Raw genomic sequence first — 20,845 nt, 5'->3', positions numbered from 1 at the left:
AATGGTATATAATAAAATTAATTTAATTGCGTTTTATCAAAAAAAGGCAAACAATATTTGATTAATCAAAGAATTTATTTTTTCTTTGTACTTTGAAAATTTCTATATCTATTATGAAAAAAATCAGGCTGTTTTCTATAATTACTCTAAGCACAACGTTGTTTTTGGTAAGTTGTGGAGGAGGAGGAAACTCGAAGAAAGGTGGTGGTACAAAAGGTTTTGTGAGTAAGACCGGTTGGAAGCCAAACGAAAAAGACGGGTGGTTCTTTTCTGGTAAGCAACAAAAGCAAAAAGGATGGCCAGGAATGGTTTATGTGGAAGGAGGTACTTTTACCATGGGATTGGTGGAAGATAACGTGATGCATGACTGGAATAACACACCAAGAAGGATGCAGGTGAGTTCTTTCTTTATCGGTGATACAGAGATTACCAACTCAGAATATAGAGAATATACAACTTGGCTCAAGTTCGTGTTCCCATCTTCTGATCCGGGCTTCAAACATATCTATACAGGATCTTTACCAGATACTTTGGTTTGGAACAACAAGCTTTCCCGTAATGATTACGCAGAAACTTATTTCAGATCTCCAGAATATGACTATTATCCAGTAGTAGGTGTTTCTTGGTTGCAGGCTACAAAATACTGCGACTGGTTGACAGAAAGGGCCAATGAAAGAGCGCTTATGAAACAAGGCGTTATTTCCAAGGATATCTACTCTGCAGACAAAGGGGCTACAGCAGGCTCAACTTTCAATATGGATAAATTCAAGTCCAATGATGCAGAGCTTGATGCTTACGTTGACAAAGAAAAACTGAAGAAAAGAAGCGGCATCAAGACTTCTAATGAAAAAATTGCAGCAGCCAATAGAAACGCAGCGTCTGGTGTTGTAGAAAAATTCAGACTTCCAACAGAGGTTGAATGGGAATTTGCAGCGCTTGGTCTTCAGAAAGAAAGAGAGTACAACAATTATTTAGGTAAAAATACTCAGCTAGATAAAATCAAAGGCACCAAAGGTAGAAACAGAGGAATGTATCTTGAGAACTTCAAGATGGGTAGAGGAGATTACTCTGGTGTTGCCGGTTGGAAAAATGATGGTTCGCCTACAACTGCAGATGTGAAACAATATCCATCCAACGATCTTGGGATCTACGGAATGTATGGTAACGTTGCAGAATGGGTAGCAGATATCTACAGACCAATGATCGATGAGGAGTTCAGTGACTTCAATTATTTCAGAGGTAATGTGGTCGTTCAGTCTGTGAAGAATGCAGATGGAACTTACAAAAAAGTAGGTAACGTGGACATCAAATATGATACACTTGCAGACGGTCGTTTGGTGTACAAAGGTTTACCAGGTGAGTTTGAGAAAAAAGTGGTTGAGGATAACAGAAACTACAGAGATGGTGATTACCAGTCTTCATTGGATGCTGGCGGAACTGCGCCAAGCGATAGTACAGAGTTCAATATGTACAACTCGGTAAAACCGACATTCGTTGTTAATAAAGATGGGAATGTGGTCCTACAAAAAGAAAAGACCAAAGCTACTTCTCAGATCAATGATTACAGTAGAGTGGTGAAAGGTGGTTCTTGGTTGGATTCTGCATATTGGTTGGATCCGGGACAAAGAAGATTCAAAAACCAAATGAAAGGTTATGGATGGGTTGGTTTCCGTGTAGCACAGGATGCTAAGAACAACGGCAAAGCAGGACGTACAAAAAGATAATCAATCACAGTTATTATATAAAAACAGCAGAATTTTCTGCTGTTTTTTTTATTTCAGATCGGCTCATTTGTTTATTTTTGAATTATGAATATTAGAGAGTTTTATCCCATCTATTTACAAAGCAAGAATGTTGTCATCGACAGCAGAAAGGTTGAATCAGGAAGCTTATTCTTCGCATTCTCAGGAGAAAGTTACAATGCAGCAGAAACAGCAAAGGAAGCGATAGAAAAAGGTGCTTTGGCAGTGATCGTTGAAGATGAAAAGTATTCTGATCCAGAGAATAACATTTTCTTTGTGCCTTCTACTTTGGTATTTCTCCAACAGTTATCCATCTTGCATCGGGACCAGCTCAATATTCCGATCATAGGTCTTACGGGGAGCAATGGTAAAACGACGACCAAAGAATTGATCAGTACGGTCTTATCAAGCAAATTCAAAACGCAATATACTTTTGGTAATCTGAATAATCACATCGGTGTTCCATTGACATTACTTTCCATCCGAGAAGAACATGAGATCGCAGTTATCGAGATGGGTGCCAATCATCAAAAAGAAATAGAAATGCTTTGCGAAATAGCAAAACCGAACATCGGTTACATCACCAATTTCGGGAAAGCGCATCTGGAAGGTTTCGGTGGTTACGAAGGCGTGATCAAAGGAAAATCAGAGTTGTACAATTACTTGATGAAGAATGGTCAGAAAATATTGGTCAATGAAAATGATCCGATCCAAAACGAAAAGACCAAAGAATACAGTTCTAAAATAACCTTTGGGACACCTAATTCTGAGTATAGTTTTGAACCAATTTATAAAGAAAATTTTGTTGGCGTTGAATACAAGGAAGTCCAAATATTCTCCAATCTCACCGGCAAATATAATTACGATAATATCTCGGCAGCAGTCGCTTTGGGACTTTATTTTAATCTAAACATTGAAGAAATAAAATCGGCAATCGAAAATTACTTCCCTTCAAACATGCGTTCACAGGTTCAGAAGAAGGGCGAAAAAACTTTGGTTTTGGATACCTACAACGCCAATCCAAGCAGTATGTTGGTCTCTCTGGAAAATTTTAAGTCGTTCGAAGGTTCCAAGACGATCATCATCGGAGATATGTTGGAATTAGGCGATGAGAGTTTGAAAGAACATCAAAACATCATCGATTTTGCCAAGTCGTGCGGGTTTGATGAGATCATCACGGTCGGTCCACATTTCAAAGCGGTCCATCAATCGGTAAACGCATTTCTCAATACATCAGAATTGATTGAAAGATTGCAGCTCGTTCCGATCACAAAAGATAATATTCTACTCAAAGCATCACGTGGAATAGCGCTTGAAAAGATCATCGATTTTTTATAGGATAAAGGAGAACCTCAATTGTTATTGAGGTTTTTTGTTTTCGAAATCATTAAGGATCAGTTTGATATTTTGAAAGGTGGAAGGCAAGATCTCGCTTTCGATTTCTCTCTCGTTTTTCCAGCCCACTTCGGTGATACCTTCTTCTATTTGTGGTTTCGGAGTTCCCGTTCCAGCGTAGAACATTTCAAACCAATAGGTCGTTTTTAGAACTTTTTGCCCATCTCTTTCCGTATAGATATGATAGGTTGAATTGATGAAATCCTTCAGTTCCAGGTCAAAGATGCCACATTCTTCTTCCACTTCTCTCACAGCGGCAAGTTCCCTGGATTCTCCTTTTTCAATTTTACCTTTCGGCAAGTCCCATTTCCCTAAACGATGGATGAAGAGGATCTTATTTTCAGGATCAAGGACAATTCCGCCTGCCGCTTCGATGTTTCTGAAAAAACCTTTGAAATCCGCCCACAATTGGTCAACGTCATGATGGTAGATATTCAAGCCTTGTGATGGTGTATTCGTCAGCAGGTCGATGGCAAATTCAAAGCTATGCGTTCCATCGTAATTCAATGTTTTCGGGCTGTCCTGAGGCTCCTGACTCAAAACTATTTTTTTTTCATTGATAAAAACTTTATACATTTGTAAGGCTTTTGATATTAATACAAAAATATAAAAAATGAATTTAGAAGGACGAAAAATTATAGTAAATAAATCTTCATCAGAATTAGCAGGAATGCTGAAGAATCCTGAGGATTACAAGGATCTGATGCCAGAAGGCCTTCAAAGCTTTGAAGCGAGAGAAGATGGTTTCAAATTCGGATTGAAGGGAATGCCAGAAATTGCTTTGAAAATAGATAATGTGTCTGATAAAGAGGTGGTTCTGAAATCTGCAAGCTCAAGTCTGGATTTCGCTCTGACAGGTTCTATGAATCCTTTGAACGAAAAACAAACCGAAGTACAGTTGTTATTCGAAGGGAAATTCAATCCTTTTATCAAAATGATGGTGGAAAAACCGCTTCAGAATTTCATCAATTCTCTGACAGATAAGATAGAGCAACTCTAATCAGCAACCAATCCGGACGAATGGTCGTGCAGACTTCCGGTTGCTGAAGACAAAATATTGTGGAGGTTCAATGACCTCAAAACACCCATAAAGGCGAAGATCAAAGCTTCTTTATATTCAATGGTTTCTTTTGTTGGAATATGAATGTCGGTTTTGGTCTTTGCTTTTATTTTTTCGATAAGATAGCTGTTGTAAGTTCCGCCGCCGGTGATCAGCACATTTTTAATGCCAAATTCCTCAAATATTTTTGCGATCTGAACTGCAGCATGTTCGGTGAAGGTTGCCAAAAGATCTTCTGATTTTTGATCATTGATCAGAGGCAAAATCTGAGCATTGACCCATTCGATTCCCAAAGATTTCGGTGCCTTTTCTTGATAGAATTCTAATTGATCCAGTTCATTCAGAAGTTCATAATCAATATTTCCAGATCTTGCGAAATCGCCGTTCTCATCATATTTCTTTCCAAGTTTCAGAGCCAGATCATTCAGAATAATATTGAGTGGACAAATGTCGAAAGCAATTCTCTTTCCATCTCGCTTCAAAGAAATGTTGGAAAATCCACCGAGATTTAAGCACGCATCAAACTCCGAGAACAACAATTCATCGCCAATTGGGACCAATGGTGCGCCGTTTCCGCCAAGCAGAACATCTTGACTTCGGAAATCATAGATAACGGTTTTGTTGGTTTTAATTTTAATGGCTCGTCCATCACCGATCTGCAATGTGAATTTATTTTTTGGCTGATGAAAAACCGTGTGTCCGTGGGAAGAAATTAAATCTAATTCCCTGATATTATTTTTAGAAATAAATTCCTGAGTCTTTTCGCCAAGATAGAATCCGTATTCGGAATTCAGTTCCAATAATTTTTCGCTGGAAAAGTGAATGGCATTTTTCAGATCATCTTCCCAATCAACTGAGTAGGCGATGGTCTCGCATTTCAAAATTTCGAAATCCCAATCCGAATTTCTATTAATGAATTTCACATAGCAAATGTCCAAACCATCAAGACTGGTTCCCGACATCAATCCTATCGCGTAAAAGTTTTGATTTTCCACTTTGTAAATTTAATTATAAAAGCGAACAGCCCGAAACCATTTGCCAAAAGGTGATTACTTGCTGGTTGCCGGTAAATTGGTAGAGTTGAAACTCCCGGAATTGTTGAAGAAGGTGTACTCGGAGAAGTCATCTTTGGCGACCATTCCGTGTGCGCCAACCAAGATATTCCCGTCTTTGTCAGAAACGAAAACGGTATCTTTGGTGTACATTTTTTTGTTTCTCTTGTCCCAATTGATGGTCTCCGTCACAAATGTTTGGCCTTCTGTCGTGATGATCTTCACTCTTCCCTTAGCAAAATAGAAATCTTTTTTGATGTTGTTTTTTCCATATTTTGCCCAGATCTTACCAGGAACTTTTGGATTTTTTTTATCGAAAAATTCCAGATAGATTCCTTTTTTTGCTTCTATATAGGGAGAATCTACAAGTTCGTAACTTTCCAGAAGCGGTGCTTTGAACCTGACATTCACACGTCCGGAATCTTTCTGCAGGATGTCTGCATCGTAGATGACCTGCGAGGCGAAATTGGTCTTCTTATTCCTGTTGATCTTTGTGAGGTCTTCTTCGCAGGACTGCATAAGAAAAAACATCAGCAACAAAAGTAATTGTTGTGATGTTTTTAAGTTGAATATTTTGAAACAATAATCCTTCATAGATTATTTATTTTCATTGCTTAGTTGTAAAGTCGTTTGTTGAACCATTTGTCGGCAAAGTTAACTCCAATTCTCAAGTTCACAAAATTTTGTCGGATCATATTGTTATCCAGTGTTCCTCTTTTCCCAACTTCCAGTCCAAGGTCCAAACTGCTCATACGGTTGATCACACTTTTTTGGAAAGGCAAGGTCACACCTGCAGTGATCGCGTATTTGTTGATATTCGTACCGTTGATCTGCAGACCACCTTTCTCATAATACGCTCCATATCTGTAGATGATCCTGGAGAAGTAAGAACGGAAGTTGTTGAAGTTTGGTAGGTACCAGCCACCGACAGAGTATTTGTAAGAGTCTTGGTAAGAAAAAGGCTTCCCAAGGAAATTGATGCTTTCTCCTTTTTTGTAATCGAACTGAGTTCCTAAGAACCATTTTGTGTCCTTACCATAACCAAGACCTAAAGATCCTTCTTGTGGTAGGAATTTTTTATCAAAATTGGTGTTTTGTTCTATGATGGTCTCGTAAGCTTTTGTATCACCAACTAGGTAATAATACGTACTGTTCGTATAAGTATTTTTCAGATTTCCACTGTTCCCAATGGTGTAAGTTGCACCTACGGTTAACTTATGGTCGTTGGCCAATTTTTTCTGATAGGTGGTTCCCAAAGTAAAGTTGAATGCCTTAACTCTATAACTGCTGGCATAACCACTTACAAGTTCAGCACCTGTAAATGCCACTTCTTCTATGTCAGATAATTTTCCGAAAAAGAAATTAGATCTCAAACCTAAGGCAAATGCCGGTGTGATCTGATATGAAACAGCTGCCTGGATCGTGTTGAGAGAACCTTCGCCACGGAAGTTGTGCGCTTCATTGATTACTTGACCATTGACGTTACTTAATTCCTCATTTGTTACAATATCATAACTTTTTGAGCTGTAGGGCTGAAAGCCCATCCCAAATTTTACTTTTTTCGAAATAGGGAAAGCAATACTGATGTTCGAAAGATATGTCGAGTGTTTATCACCTTTAAGATTGTTAAAATCTGACCTGTAATAATTATTTTCGTTCGTACCTTCTACTTTAAGACTTGTAATTTCCAAATTGGTATTCGCAGCAGGGTTTTTGAAATTGAAACTGTTGTTAAAATCCCAAACATACGCTGTAGAGATACCTCCCATCGCATTAATGTCAACTGTATTATCATATTTTACATCTCCAATCCCATAAGCGCCGTAAGGTGAGTTTCCAATACTTTGCGCATTCAGGAAATATCCTGCAACCAATGATGATAAAACAAAAATTCTTTTCATATGTAGATATTGATTGTTTTTTTAAAGGTCATATGGCATCGCAGTTCGTACATCCGTGTTTTGATAACTTGAATTTTGGCGATGTTATCCTTTAAAATTTCAATCCGCAAATATCTTAATTAATAATGAATTGCAAAAATATATTTCGGTTAAAGTTTGTTAAGTAATTTCGATGGATGGTAGTTATTTTACGACTGATCGTCACTATTGTTAGATTTTTGCAATCCGAGATACAGTTTCGCATGATCAAAAACGAGATGTAAAATCTGCAAAATTTGAAAAACTTCCACCTTCCACCATCTCTCATCCTGACTAAAATATTATCTTTGTCGTCATGAAATGGGAACAGATCATTGGGCAACAGGCTCTCAAAAATGTTTTACAGGATAGCATTCATAATTCCAGAGTTGGTCATGCACAGCTTTTCTTAGGAGAAGAGGGTTACGGCGTTCTGCCTTTGGCTTTGGCGATGGCTCAGGAGATCTTTGAAAAAGAAAATCCATCCTCTGTCCACAAGGTCGAGAATCTAAATCACCTCGATCTGCATTTCAGTTTTCCCGTTTTTTCGGAAAAGAATCTTTCGCTCAGTAAAAGGTATTTTGACCAATGGCGTGAAATGATCTTAGAAAATCCATATTCTTCTTTTGATGATTGGACGAGTTTTCTGGAATCCGAGAACAAACAATTTTTCATTTCTGCAGATGAAGCCGAGGATATTGGTCAACGTTTTATGCTCAAAAGTTTTGAAGGCGGAAGCAAAATCCTTATTGTTTGGCGAGCCGACAAGATGAACGATTCTGCAGCCAACAAGATCCTGAAATTCCTGGAAGAACCACCAAAGAATACTTACATTATTCTCTGTGCGCCGAGTGCCAATGATATTCTGCCAACCATTTTGTCAAGATGTCAGATCGTAAATGTTCCGAGGATCGATAACGATGATATTCTGCAAAGTCTTCCGAATAAAGAAACAGCAAAGGAAATTGGTTATCAAGCTCAAGGCGACTGGAATTTGGCGAGATTTCTATCAGAAAATAATGTCGGCGCTTCGGAGTTTGAGACTTTTTTTATTCAATGGGTACGAAATGCATTTCAAGCCAAAAAAAAACCTGAGGTTTTGCGGGAAATCGTAAAATGGGCGCACCAGATTGCAGAATGGAACCGCGAAAAACAGATCAAATTCCTTAATTATTGTATCGAGATCTTCCGTTTGGCAATGCTTCAGAATTACGGTAACGATAATTTGGTTTACAAAAAACTTTCGGAAGGCAACTTCAACTGGTCAGCATTTTCAAAATTCATTCATGGCGCAAACATTGTTTCAATCGTGGAAGAGATTACAGATGCGTCTTATCATATTTCCAGAAATGCCAACTCCAAAATCGTTTTGACAGATATGGGAATCAAGTTGACAAGGTATATTCACAAAGCTTCGAGCTAATGATAGCTTGAACTTACAGATTATTTATATTTGATTTTTGGATCCAAACTTATTTCACACAAATGAAAAAAATATTATTTCTATCAGTCATTTTATCATTAATGAGCTCTTGCAACGGACAAGAAAAGAAAGAAGTCAAAAGTACAGTTGATACTTCCAAACAAGTGACGAAACGAGAAACAATAAAATTGGATAAAATAGCATTGAACAAAAGTGTTGATGATATTCTGAAAGGTTTTAATCTGAGCAAGGACGACAATCATAATACGATGTACAATCTGAATTTGGATTACGAAGAATTTTCATTTTCGCCTGATCATGATTTCAAATTCAATGATCTGAATATCGGAAAGATCAGCAGTCTGATCATCTACTATTTGAAAAATAACAATGCTGCATTTGTTTACGAACTGGAATTGGAAAATAACAGCAATTCTGATGCATTGATAACCGAATTCAATAACAATTTTGGGAAACAGAGCTTTTACAAAAAGCTTGAAAATACAAAGCAGCATCCCATTTTTCTGGATGAGAATGGCGAGCAGGAGACGCGTCACATGACAGAGGAATTGATCAAATGGAAAGATGATCAGAATAATTTGACCTACTTTGTGACCCTCAGAAAAAATATTGATACCAAAGAAAATAAATTGCATGTCATTGCAATCAGCAACAGCAGTAAAAAATTTGACGAGTGGATAGACTTTAGAAGTTTGGATATGGCTTTTCCGAAATAAAATGACATTTAGTTTTTAACTTTGTTAATCACTTTTATTGATTTTCTCTGAGCTTTCAATTTTTCGTTTTTGTCAAATTGATTGACATCTGTACTTCTTTTGTTACTCAACTTATTTCGATTTCAAAATTTCTCTTACTTTTTTTTCTGGTAAATCATGATATTTGATTGGGAAATCAGTCTGTAAAACTTGGATGTGTTTTACGATTAAAATCTTTTCTAGAAATTCTTTCGTTTTCTAATTCAGTGATTTATATTTTTTCGAACGCACTTCGTTCCTGATTGTTTGTTTCCGTCTGACTATAGAAACAGTCAATAATTCATTCATAAAAATTCAATCAAACAAATGTTTGATTGAATGTTTTTTTTGATTTAACTTTGCAGCGCTAAAATCAAGACTATGCCAACAAAAGAAGAACACATCATGATGGTTGCGGAAAAACTCTTCGCTGCCAAGGGGTATAATGGCACTTCGGTGAGAGACATCGCAGCAAAAGCAAAAGTAAATGTCTCGATGATCTCTTATTATTTCGGTTCCAAAGAAAATCTGATGGAAGAGCTTTTCAAATGGAGAATGGAAGAAGGTCTCAACTTCGCAAAGAATATCGTAGAAAATAATGACCTTACAGAGATCGAAAAGATAGATGCATTCATCGATAATTTTGTGAATCGTGTTCAGAGACTGAGAGATTTCTTTTTGTTGGTCCACACGCAACAGGTCATCAGTCAGAACAAGAAGATTCAGAATTTTCTAAAAGCTTCGAAGATCAATTATATAGAGATCAATGAACAGATAGTAGAAATAGGTTTGGAAAAAGGGGTTTTCACAAAAAGACCATCCTACCATTTTTTGCAATGCACGATCTCCGGAACCATCTTCAATGCGATGCATGGTATTAAGATCTATAAAGAATATCTCAAAAAGCACAATCCCGATTTTGATGAGAAACAATATGAAAGCCATTACTTTCAGGAAGCTGCTGCTCATGTAAAAACTATTGTGAGAGCTTTGATCGGTTATCAGGAAAATTAAACTACACTCAATTATAATAACAATAATGCAAACAATGAATCAATTTTTAACAGCAATTATTCTTGTCGGAACTTTCTGTTTCTTTTCTGCTCAGGAAAAACGAACCATTAGTCTGGAAGAAGCGGTTAAATTAGGGATCGAGAACAGCAAAAATCTAAAAATAGACCGCGCTCAGATCGAAGAATCCACAGCCAACCTTTTGGCAGCGAAGAACAAACAATTACCGGAACTGACGGTTTCTGGAAGTTATTTGTATCTACCACTGGAACCACACGTTGATCTTAAGCTCCAGGGAATGTCTGGCGGCGGACCAAAAGTGAGTAACGTACTTTACGGTTCTGCAAACGTTTCAGTGCCGATCTACTCAGGTGGAAGAATCAAATACGGGATCAAATCTGCAGAATATCTTGTAGAAGCCTCCAAGCTGAATACGGAAAACGATAAGAATGCAATTGCCTACAACATTTCTCAGGCGTATAACAACCTGTTCAAAGCAAATGAAGTGGTAAAACTTCTGAAGGAAAATCTGACTTCGTCTCAAAGGAGAGATCAGTCTTTTATTAAGTTGGAAAACAATGGCGTGATCGCAAGAAATGACCGTTTGAAGGCACAACTTCAAACTTCGAATATCGAATTGCAATTGATGGAAGCTGAGAACAATTACAGCATCGCCAACATCAATATGGATCTTTTGTTAGGACTTCCTGACAACACAGAGATCGAAGTGGATTCCAATTACATCGGTGAAGATGACCTTACAAAACCGGATGATTATTATTTGAACTTGGCTAGAGAAAACAGAAATGATCTCAAGGCTTTGGATTACCAAAGAAAAGCAGCAGCGCTTGGAAGCAAGTCGGCAAAAGCGGAAAATCTTCCTTCTATTGCTTTCACTGGTGGTTACGTAGCGGCAGATGTTCCGAAACTTTTAACTATCTATAATGCTGTGAATGTAGGTGTTGGATTGCAATACAACCTTTCCAACATCTGGAAAAAGAATTCTAGTTACATCCAATCCAAAGCGAAAGAGCAGGAATTGGCAGCTAACAACGAATTGCTTAATGACAACGTAACTCTGGAAGTGAGACGCGATTATCAGAATGACCTTTACGCCCACAAGAAGATCGATGTCTATCAAAGAGCTTTGGAACAGGCAGAGGAAAATTACAGAATTACACTTAACAAATACAATGCAGGATTGGAAACCATCACCAACCTTCTGGATGCCGACACAGCGAAGATCACAGCTAACGTCAACGTTGTCACTTCAAAAGCAGACGCAGCATTGGCTCACAAAAAATTATTACAAACTACAGGAACAATTAATAATAATTGATAAAGGATCAATGATCATTGATAAAAAAGAACTCTAAACTTAGAACATAAAAAACTTTAAATAAAAAAATAATGGCACAAGACAATATAAAATTCGAGCAGGGAGAAGTTCCGGTAAAAAAGAAAAAAAGTCCGGTTTTCTACATCGTTCTTACAGTTGCAGTTTTGGCAGCGGCTTTCTTCGGTTTCAGACAATACCAATACGGACAGGCTCACGAGGAGACCGATGATGCACAGATCGCAGCAGACGTTAGTCCAGTGATCTCCAAGATATCAGGTTACATTTCTGAGGTTAAAGTAAAAGACAATCAATTTGTTAAAAAAGGAGATACATTGATTATCCTTGATAACAGAGATCAGACGATGGCAGTTTCTCAGGCAGAAGCGGCTTTGGGAACAGCTCAAAGTAACGTTGCTTCCGCACACGCAGGTTCAGAGGCAGCAGCTTCCGGGATCAACAACTCCAGAGCAGCAGTTCAAACAGCAAACGCACAGATCGAAGCAGCAAAAGTGAACGTTTGGAGAACAGAGCAGGATATGAAAAGATATACTGAATTGGTAAAAGACCACACGATCACGCAACAACAATACGAGCAGGCTTCTGCAGCTTATCAGACCGCTCAGAAACAACTTCAGGTCTTGGTTGATCAGAAAAATCAGGCGAGTGTTCAGACTGGCGTGGTGACTTCTCAATCAAACGCAACTTATCAGAATATTGGAATCGCTAATTCTACCTTGAAACAAAGACAAGTGGAAGTGGAAACTGCTAAATTGAACCTTTCCTACACAGTCATTACAGCGAAAGAAAGTGGTTATGTCTCCAAAATTCCAGTTCAGGCAGGTCAGTTTATTCAGGCAGGTTCTCAATTGTTCAGTGTAGTATTGAGCAATCAGAAATGGGTGGTTGCCAACTTCAAAGAAACGCAGGTGGAGAAAATGGTAGAAGGTCAAAAAGTAGAGATCGAGATCGATGCTTATCCTGACCAGAAATTCCAGGGAACGATCAGTTCATTCTCTCCGGCAACAGGTTCTGCATTCGCATTGCTTCCTCCGGACAACGCTAGTGGAAACTTCGTAAAAGTAGTTCAGAGACTTCCGGTGAAGATCACGTTTGACAACCTCAATGAAGATATTATGAAGAAACTACGTGTTGGAATGAACGTTCAAACGACAGTTTCCCTTAAAAACTAAACAATGCAAGACGATTCATTAGTAGAATATGGATTCCGCAGAACCATTATTACTATCACCGCCATTATGTGCGCCCTTCTGGAGATCGTGGATTCCACGATTGTGAATGTGGCCCTAAATGAGATGAAAGGTAATCTTGGTGCCACACTTTCCGAAGTGGGTTGGGTCATCACCGCTTACGCCATTGGTAACGTGATTATCGTTCCGATGACCAGCTGGTTGTCTCAGCAGTTCGGAAGACGAAATTATTTTGCGGCTTCCATCATTATATTCACGATTTTCTCTTTTCTCTGTGGTAATGCCACCAACATTTGGGAACTGGTTTTTTTCCGATTGATGCAGGGAATTGGTGGTGGAGCACTTTTGGTGACTTCGCAAACGATCATTACAGAATCCTATCCGGTCGAGAAGAGAAGTATGGCTCAGGCGATCTATGGTCTGGGAGTGATCATCGGTCCAACTTTAGGTCCGCCTTTGGGAGGTTACATTGTTGATAATTACAGCTGGCCTTATATTTTTTACATCAATATTCCTTTGGGGATCATCGCCACATTATTGACGATACAGTTTGTGAAAAGTCCAAGGTATTCCGAGAAGCGTTCGATTTCCGATGTCGATTGGGCAGGGATTGGATTGTTGGCAGCCTTTGTAGGTTCATTGCAATACATTTTGGAAAGAGGCCACGAGGACGATTGGTTCGAAAGTAAAGCCATCGTTTTCTTGACGATCACAGCAGTTGTAGGATTTATCTTATTCATTTGGCGCGAACTCACCTTCAAATATCCGATTGTGGAACTTAGGGTGTTGAAGAACGGAAACCTGAGGATCGGAACCATCATGTCCTTCGTTTTAGGATTTGGTTTGTACGGTTCTACGTTCATCGTTCCGCTTTACACGCAAAGTATTCTTGGCTGGACAGCATTGCAATCAGGAGCATTAATGATTCCTGCAGCTTTGACGACCGCTTTTATGATGCCGATCATTGGGCAATTGCTTACAAGAGGTGTCAAACAACAAATTTTGGTAGCCTTAGGATTATTGATCTTCTTCATCTACAGTTTTTGGGGATATAAAATTATTACGCCAGACACAGGCAAAGATGCGTTCTTCTGGATGCTGATCGTCCGCGGAATGGGACTGGGACTGTTATTCATTCCAATCACCTCATTGTCATTAAGTACATTGAAAGGGCCGGAAATCGGTCAAGGTGCGGCATTTACTGGAATGATGCGTCAGTTAGGAGGTTCATTCGGGATTGCTGCGATCACCACTTTCATCGCCAACAAAAGTGAACTTTACAGAAGCACGCTCGTCGCCCATCTGGATGTCAACGACCTGGATGTTCAACAAAGGGTTGCTGGTCTCAAAGCTAGTTTTATAGCGAAAGGAATGGCGCCGGACAAAGCACTCCAGTCGGCTTATCAGATTCTGGATTATGGCGTCACGAAACAGGCAACGGTGCTATCTTATATGGACGTTTTCCTTTATTTGGGATTGATGTTCCTCATCTGTATTCCGTTCGTACTATTCGTAAGAGAACGCAAAGGCAAAGGCGAGAAGATCGACCTGAGTGCGGTTCATTAATATTTATTTTTTAGTTGTTTGTAAAAAACTCGGAACCTTCAGTGGTTTTGAGTTTTTTTATTTTAAACTATAAATCGTCATAATTCATTGATTTTTTCCTAAATTAGCCACTGTTAATAACCGAATCAAAATAGACACATGAGACAGGGATCACAGGATGTACTCAGCAATCACGGAACAAACACCATTTTTACGGTTTGGAATTTTAAGGAAGGTGCACCAATCAAAGAAGCTTTTCAGCGCATCTGTGCTTTGGTAATCAACCTTAACCATTCTGCTTATGTCCGTTTTCCGGATGATAACGCCAGCTGCATCATGGGGATTGGTTACAGTGCATGGCATTGGCTGGATTTGCCCAAACCATTACCGAAAGAGCTGGAGGAATTTGAACCTATTGTTGGAAGCCGTTATACTGCCGTTTCTACCAAAGGCGATTTGCATTTTCACCTGAAAGGATCCAACTCAAGCATCTGTTATGATATGGCAGCAGATATTGCCAAAGTACTTTCTCCGGTGGCAGATTGCGTGGAAGAAGTCCACGGATTCCGTTATTGGGATGGCCGTTCCATTCTCGGTTTTGTAGACGGAACAGAAAATCCTGAAAGCAATTTGCGCGAATATTTTGGTTTAATTGGTGAGGAGGATGAGGTTTACAAAGGAGGCAGTTATCTTTTTGTCCAAAAGTATATTCATGATTTGGCGGCATTTAAGGCACTTCCGGTAGAAGAACAAGAAAAAGTTTTTGGCCGCTACAAAGACAGCGATGTAGAAATGACGGATGACATCAAACCTCAAAATTCACATTCTGCATTGGCCAATGTGGGTGATGATTTCAAAATTATCCGCGATAACCTTCCGTTTGGTAATATGTCAACCAACGAGATGGGAACGTACTTCATTGCTTATGCAAGTACTTTCAACACGGTAAAACTGATGCTTAACAATATGTTTATTGGCAATCCTCCAGGCAATTATGACCGTTTGCTGGATTTTAGCACCGCAAAAACCGGCAGCCTGTTTTTTGTTCCGACGATGGATATGTTGGATGATTTTTCCTCTGGAGATGAAGAAACGACATCAACTGAAAATCATCCGGAAGCCGTGGATACCGTACTGCCAAAAAATGACGGCTCTTTGGGAATTGGCTCTTTAAAATAAGTAAGCTTTGGCAAAGTTAAAACGATAGAAACATCAGAGTAACGATGCCTTTATATTGATCAAATTTTACACATTATATAAAAAACTAAACGATATGAATAATTTACACCGTAAGTTGGCTCCCATTTCCGAAGGAGCGTGGGCGCAAATCGAAGAAGAAGCGGTACGCACACTCAAAAGATATCTTGCCGCAAGAAAAGTGGTAGATGTTGATGGGCCTAATGGTTTTGATCTTTCTGCCGTTGGCACCGGGCATATTCAGCCAGTTGAGTCACCAGGCGAAGGGGTGAAGGCGGCTGTACGCAAAGTAAACCCAGTGGTCGAGTTCCGGGTTCCTTTTGAACTGAGCCGGGAAGCTATAGATGATGTCGAACGCGGTTCCGAAGACTCAGACTGGCAGCCGTTAAAAGACGCTGCAGAAAAAATAGCTTTTGCAGAGGACCGCGCCATTTTTGAAGGTTATGCCGCGGCAGGCATTCAGGGGATTCGTGAAGGTAGCAGCAATCAGTCGCTCAAACTGCCTGCAAGCATCAAAAATTATCCCGACACAATTGCCCGTGCATTAAGTGAACTGAAGTTTGCCGGAGTCAATGGGCCTTATGTCTTGGTTCTTGGAGCTGATGCTTATACGGCGGCCAGTGGCGGGAGCGATGAAGGTTATCCAATGCTGCACCACCTGCAGGAACTGATTGATGGCGAAATTATATGGGCACCGGCAATCAAAGGTGGTTTTGTAATCTCTACCCGTGGTGGTGATTTTAAGCTCACTCTTGGCCAGGACATTTCCATCGGTTATCTAAGCCATACTGATACTTCGGTGAAGCTCTATCTTCAGGAGAGTTTCACCTTCCAGTTTTACACTTCGGAGGCTGTCGTGGTGCTGGATCCTGCAGAGTAACTTTTTAATAAATCAATTGATAGAAAACTCAGGATTGTAGCAGTTCTGGGTTTTTGTATTACATGCCTATAAAAATTATAGAGATGAACATTAATGACATACCGAAAAATAGAAGTATAATATTCACAATATTCCCGCTAATGAGTCACATTTTACAGATTTAAATTTGAGCATCTGCGCCATCGGAATAATCTGCGAGAATTGAAAATAATCAGAATCCTTTTTAATGAAGAATAGGTGTTGACCTGAAAATGTCTTATGATCTCTAAAAAATTATTATTACAAATAGATGATGAATAACCTCACTGAAAAAGAGAAAATGATCTCAGGCGAATTATATGATGCAGGCGATGCAGCTTTGGTAGAGGAAAGACAAAGAAGCAAAGATCTGTGCTTCCGTTACAATCAGATTCAGCCTTCTAAAATGAAGGAGCGAAAAGGCATCATCAAAACGCTTTTCGGCAAAGTAGGGAAGATGTTTCTGATAGAGCAGCCATTCTACTGCGATTACGGTTATAACATAGAAATCGGAGAAAATTTTTATGCCAACGTGAATGTTGTGATTTTGGATTGCGCGAAAGTAACTTTCGGAGATAATGTTTTCATCGCACCAAACTGTGGATTCTATACCGTTAATCATCCTCTTGATACAGAAACCAGAAACAAAGGTTTGGAATATGCGCTTCCAATTACAGTTGGTAATAACGTTTGGATTGGTGCAGGATGTAGCATTCTTCCGGGCGTTACAATTGGCGATAATGCAGTCATCGGCGCTGGAAGTGTGGTGGTAAAAGATATTCCTGCTAATGTTTTAGCCGTGGGAAATCCTTGTAAAGTCATCAAAGAAATTTAGAAATCAACCACAAAAGTCACAAAAGTTTTACAATTAAAATAAAATCTAAGATTTTAAAAACTTAATGTCCTTTCTATAGTTTCAAAATTAAGTTAAAAAACTTAAGTTTTTTCTTGTGTCTTTTTTAGTTTGATGTTTTTAAGTTTTATCCGATCAAATCCAAAAACTGCTGTTCGTCCAGAATGGTAATCGTCCCGATGTCCTGCGCTTTTTTTAGTTTGCTTCCCGCTTTTTCACCAACCACCAAGTAGTTAAGGTTTTTAGAAACGGCAGAAATATTTTTTCCGTTGTGTTTTTCCACCATTTCTTCCGCAGATTCTCTTGTGAATAGTGATAGTTTTCCGGTAAACAAAAAGGTTTTTCCATCTAAAGCATTGGATAAAACTTCGTTGGTATTTTCACCTTTTTCAAGCTGAACGCCGTAAGATTTTAATCTTTCAAGCATCAGAATATTTTCAGGGTTATGGAAGAAATCAACTATACTCACTGCGATTTTCATCCCTATATCTTCTACCTGACATAATTCTTCTGCGGTTGCTTTTTTCAAATCGTCAATCGTGTTGAAGTTCTTCACCAATTTTTTGGCAACCGTTTCTCCAACATGTTTGATGCCGATTCCAAACAGCACTTTTTCAAACGGAATTTCTTTCGATTTTTCGATTCCGTCAATAATATTCTGTGCAGATTTTTCAGCCATTCTTTCCAAAGGAAGAATTTGTTCTTTCGTTAGTGCATAGAAATCTGCTGGATTTTCAATCAGTTTTTCTTTATAAAGCTGTTCGATGGTTTCACTTCCCAAATTATCAATATTCAAAGCCTTTCTCGAAACATAATGAATCATTCTACCGACAACCTGAGGCGGACAATGCAAATCATTCGGACAAAAATGAATCGCCTGGTCTTCCAGTTTTATCAATTCAGTTCCGCATTCCGGACAGTTTTTGATGTATTCTATTTCTTTGCTTTCTGACGTTCTTTTTTCTGTGTTGACGCCAACAATTTTCGGTATAATTTCACCACCTTTTTCTACATACACAAAATCGTGCTCGTGCAAACCGAGTTTTTTAATAATGTCCTCGTTGTGAAGAGATGCACGTTTTACCGTTGTTCCGGCTAATAAAACAGGTTTTAAATTGGCAACAGGGGTAATCGCTCCCGTTCTTCCAACCTGATAAGAAACACTTTGTAATTCGGTTTCTACTTTTTCGGCTTTAAATTTATATGCCATCGCCCAACGGGGAGACTTTGCCGTATAACCGAGTTGTCTTTGTTGTTTTAATGAATTGACCTTTAAGACAATTCCATCGATTTCAAAAGGGAGATGATGTCTTTCCGTATCCCAAAAGTTGATAAATTCTTTTATTTCTTCTAAATTTTTGCAGAGTTTAACCTGTTCAGAAATGGTAAAGCCCCAATCGTGTGTTTTGTGAAGCAGTTCCCAATGGCTTTCTGCAGAAGTTTCCTGAGCAACAAACTGATATAAAACTGAAGACAATCTTCGTTTTCTCACTTCACCGCTGTCCTGCATTTTCAAACTTCCGCTTGCAGTATTTCTTGGATTCATAAACAAATCAAGGCCTTCTTCCTCACGCTGTTTGTTGATTTTATCGAAATTTTTTCTTGTCAAATAAATCTCACCACGCATAAAAAAACGCTCGGGGAAATCTCCGGTCAGTTTTACAGGAATATCTGAAATGGTTTTAACGTTGGAAGTGATTTCATCGCCCTGAAAACCGTCGCCACGAGTGACAGCCTGAACTAATTTTCCGTTTTCATACAAAATAGAAATCGAGGCACCGTCATATTTTAATTCTGCAACAAATTCCACAGGTTCATCGATGGTTTTTATAATGCGTTTTTCCCAGTCTGCCAAATCATCAAAATCATAAGAATTATCCAAAGAATACATTCTGAACTGATGCTGAATGGTCGGGAAAATCTTCGTCACACCACCACCAACACGTACTGTAGGTGAATTGTCATCATGAAATTCGGGATATTTGGCTTCTAGATCCTGAAGTTCTTTTAATAGTAAATCAAATTCAAGGTCAGAAATGCTGGGCTCATCCATCAGATAATAGTTTTCATTATGCTGATTGAGTTCTTTACGGAGCTGTTCTATCTTTTGCTGAATGTTTTCGGACATCGGGAATCAATTTTTACAAATGTAGTAATAAGAATAAAAGTTCAAAAGTGAATTTTAACGAAACTTGTTTTTAATAATGACCAAAAGAATATTTTGTTAATTTTACCGAAAGCATATCATTTAAAATGAAGAAAAAAATATTTGCAGTTGCAGTTTTTCTAATAATTATATTGTCAGTTAACTGGTCGGTGAAGAAATTTAATCTTAATCAGAATTTTGAGGTTGGTCAAAAATTAGATAGCTTGAATGGCGTTGTGGTTTATTACAATGGTGGCGTTAATAACGTGGAGGAAAGGAATACGACAAAAGATGGCTATAATCTTGGTCTCAAATACCAATGTGTAGAATTTGTGAAACGCTATTATTACGAATATTTTCATCACAAAATGCCCGATAATTATGGCAACGCCAAAGACTTTTTTGATGAAAAACTAAAAGACGGGGAAAAGAATGAGAAGCGAGGATTATTGCAATTTCAGAATTCAAGTCATTTAAAACCTCAGGAAAATGATTTGATAATTTTCAGTGGAAGTCTATTCAATCGTTATGGCCACGTTGCGATTATCTCCAAAGTTTCTGACAATGAAATAGAAATTATTCAGCAAAATCCAGGACCATTTAGTCCACCCAGAGAAACTTTTCTTCTCGAAGTTAAAAATGGAAAATGGGAAATCAAAAACAATCGCGTTCTTGGCTGGCTCAGAAAAGAAAAGACTGAAATTGAACCAACCGAAAAAGCAGAACCCAATATATTTTCATCAAAATATCTTGAGATAAAAGATGCCTTAGTTGATTCTAATAATTTGATTCTTAGTAAAGTAGGTTTCGAAAAATTATCTAAATTAAAAACAGATTCAACAAAAACAGACCTTTGGGAATGTGGAAACCCATTTGAATGGCTCGACAGACCTTGGATGGAGAAGACCTATGGGAAATACAATGAGAAAGCGGGTAATTTCTCAAACTTCAATGGTGAAATCACAACGATTTACAAAAAAGGAATTGAATATTCTACCAACAAGCACATCGTCCTTTTTGACTGGGCAGAAGCGGAAAGTCACACATTTAGTATTCCGTCGCACCATATTATTTTAGATAAAAGCACCACGCTAAAAGATTTCAGAAAACTGTTTCCTCAATTGGAGGCAGAACAAATGAGTAATAAGGATGTACGCTTTAGAATCCCTATTGATAAAGATTCGGACGATGCATTTCTATTTTATTTTGAAGACGGTAAGCTTCAGAATTTTAGTTTGTGGTGGCTTTTGTGTTAAATGTTCTTTATTGGCAAAAATCGTGGTATGAAGTCATTCTTTGATT

18 protein-coding genes are annotated in these 20,845 nt (G+C 38.5%); 13 read left to right on the top strand and 5 right to left on the bottom strand.

Translation table 11 applies throughout. The features are described 5' to 3' along the window. Positions 1-113 precede the first annotated feature (113 nt). On the top strand, positions 114-1,724 hold the full coding sequence (gene gldJ / locus AXA65_RS02600) for a gliding motility lipoprotein GldJ (protein WP_063968578.1): 1,611 nt from the start codon (positions 114-116) through the stop codon (positions 1,722-1,724). A gap of 84 nt (positions 1,725-1,808) precedes the next feature. Further along, on the top strand, positions 1,809-3,080 hold the full coding sequence (locus AXA65_RS02595) for a UDP-N-acetylmuramoyl-tripeptide--D-alanyl-D-alanine ligase (protein ID WP_063968577.1): 1,272 nt from the start codon (positions 1,809-1,811) through the stop codon (positions 3,078-3,080). Positions 3,081-3,101: 21 nt separating this feature from the next. Here the strand turns inward: AXA65_RS02595 and AXA65_RS02590 are convergent, their stop codons facing one another. Further along, positions 3,102-3,713 (bottom strand): NUDIX hydrolase, encoded by a 612-nt coding sequence (locus AXA65_RS02590; protein ID WP_063968576.1) that lies wholly within the window; start codon positions 3,711-3,713, stop codon positions 3,102-3,104. Positions 3,714-3,750: 37 nt separating this feature from the next. Here AXA65_RS02590 and AXA65_RS02585 point away from each other — a divergent pair, with 37 nt between their 5' ends. Further along, positions 3,751-4,137, top strand: coding sequence for a hypothetical protein (locus tag AXA65_RS02585; protein ID WP_063968575.1), 387 nt, complete (start codon positions 3,751-3,753; stop codon positions 4,135-4,137). Here AXA65_RS02585 and AXA65_RS02580 read toward each other — a convergent pair. Genes AXA65_RS02580 through AXA65_RS02570 form a run of 3 tightly spaced genes read right to left on the bottom strand, consistent with a single transcriptional unit; the run spans position 4,134 to position 7,150 of the window. After that, the gene (locus tag AXA65_RS02580; protein WP_086048047.1) at positions 4,134-5,192 is read right to left on the bottom strand and encodes an anhydro-N-acetylmuramic acid kinase; all 1,059 of its coding nucleotides are present in this window, start codon (positions 5,190-5,192) and stop codon (positions 4,134-4,136) included. The two genes, AXA65_RS02585 and AXA65_RS02580, sit on opposite strands and share 4 nt — an antisense overlap. A 54-nt stretch (positions 5,193-5,246) precedes the next feature. Next, the gene (gene lptC, locus AXA65_RS02575) at positions 5,247-5,843 is read right to left on the bottom strand and encodes an LPS export ABC transporter periplasmic protein LptC (protein WP_063968574.1); all 597 of its coding nucleotides are present in this window, start codon (positions 5,841-5,843) and stop codon (positions 5,247-5,249) included. Positions 5,844-5,863: 20 nt separating this feature from the next. Then, complete coding sequence (locus tag AXA65_RS02570) at positions 5,864-7,150, bottom strand: hypothetical protein (RefSeq protein ID WP_063968573.1); 1,287 nt, start codon at positions 7,148-7,150, stop codon at positions 5,864-5,866. A gap of 334 nt (positions 7,151-7,484) precedes the next feature. Between AXA65_RS02570 and AXA65_RS02565 the strand changes: the two genes are divergently transcribed. The 9 genes from AXA65_RS02565 to AXA65_RS02525 all read left to right on the top strand — a co-directional run bounded on the left by AXA65_RS02565 (position 7,485) and on the right by AXA65_RS02525 (position 17,379). Next, the gene (locus AXA65_RS02565) at positions 7,485-8,591 is read left to right on the top strand and encodes an ATP-binding protein (RefSeq protein ID WP_063968572.1); all 1,107 of its coding nucleotides are present in this window, start codon (positions 7,485-7,487) and stop codon (positions 8,589-8,591) included. A gap of 62 nt (positions 8,592-8,653) precedes the next feature. Beyond that, complete coding sequence (locus AXA65_RS02560) at positions 8,654-9,328, top strand: hypothetical protein (protein ID WP_131797745.1); 675 nt, start codon at positions 8,654-8,656, stop codon at positions 9,326-9,328. Positions 9,329-9,727: 399 nt separating this feature from the next. After that, a complete protein-coding gene (locus AXA65_RS02555; RefSeq protein ID WP_063968570.1) occupies positions 9,728-10,360 on the top strand; it encodes a TetR/AcrR family transcriptional regulator in 633 nt (210 codons plus the stop codon). A gap of 34 nt (positions 10,361-10,394) precedes the next feature. Beyond that, the gene (locus AXA65_RS02550) at positions 10,395-11,696 is read left to right on the top strand and encodes a TolC family protein (protein ID WP_063968657.1); all 1,302 of its coding nucleotides are present in this window, start codon (positions 10,395-10,397) and stop codon (positions 11,694-11,696) included. 71 nt (positions 11,697-11,767) lie between these two features. Next, positions 11,768-12,886: an HlyD family secretion protein gene (locus AXA65_RS02545; RefSeq protein ID WP_063968569.1), complete on the top strand. Its 1,119-nt coding sequence runs from the start codon at positions 11,768-11,770 to the stop codon at positions 12,884-12,886. A gap of 3 nt (positions 12,887-12,889) precedes the next feature. Then, positions 12,890-14,470 carry a DHA2 family efflux MFS transporter permease subunit gene (locus AXA65_RS02540; protein WP_063968568.1) on the top strand — a complete coding sequence of 527 codons (1,581 nt, stop codon included), beginning with the start codon at positions 12,890-12,892 and terminating at the stop codon, positions 14,468-14,470. Between the two features lie 138 nt (positions 14,471-14,608). Continuing rightward, positions 14,609-15,628, top strand: coding sequence for a Dyp-type peroxidase (locus AXA65_RS02535; RefSeq protein WP_086048045.1), 1,020 nt, complete (start codon positions 14,609-14,611; stop codon positions 15,626-15,628). Between the two features lie 94 nt (positions 15,629-15,722). Then, positions 15,723-16,526, top strand: a complete 804-nt coding sequence (locus tag AXA65_RS02530) for a family 1 encapsulin nanocompartment shell protein (RefSeq protein WP_063968567.1) — start codon at positions 15,723-15,725, stop codon at positions 16,524-16,526. 289 nt (positions 16,527-16,815) lie between these two features. Further along, the gene (locus AXA65_RS02525) at positions 16,816-17,379 is read left to right on the top strand and encodes a sugar O-acetyltransferase (protein ID WP_117590496.1); all 564 of its coding nucleotides are present in this window, start codon (positions 16,816-16,818) and stop codon (positions 17,377-17,379) included. Between the two features lie 145 nt (positions 17,380-17,524). Here AXA65_RS02525 and ligA read toward each other — a convergent pair whose 3' ends face one another. After that, on the bottom strand, positions 17,525-19,525 hold the full coding sequence (gene ligA / locus AXA65_RS02520; protein ID WP_063968566.1) for an NAD-dependent DNA ligase LigA: 2,001 nt from the start codon (positions 19,523-19,525) through the stop codon (positions 17,525-17,527). A 125-nt stretch (positions 19,526-19,650) separates the two neighbouring features. Between ligA and AXA65_RS02515 the strand changes: the two genes are divergently transcribed. Further along, a complete protein-coding gene (locus tag AXA65_RS02515; protein ID WP_063968565.1) occupies positions 19,651-20,799 on the top strand; it encodes a CHAP domain-containing protein in 1,149 nt (382 codons plus the stop codon). Positions 20,800-20,845 lie beyond the last annotated feature (46 nt).

The organism is Chryseobacterium sp. FP211-J200, from assembly GCF_001643375.1.
Lineage (GTDB): Bacteria > Bacteroidota > Bacteroidia > Flavobacteriales > Weeksellaceae > Epilithonimonas > Epilithonimonas ginsengisoli.
This window is presented reverse-complemented; position numbering and strand designations above follow the sequence as displayed.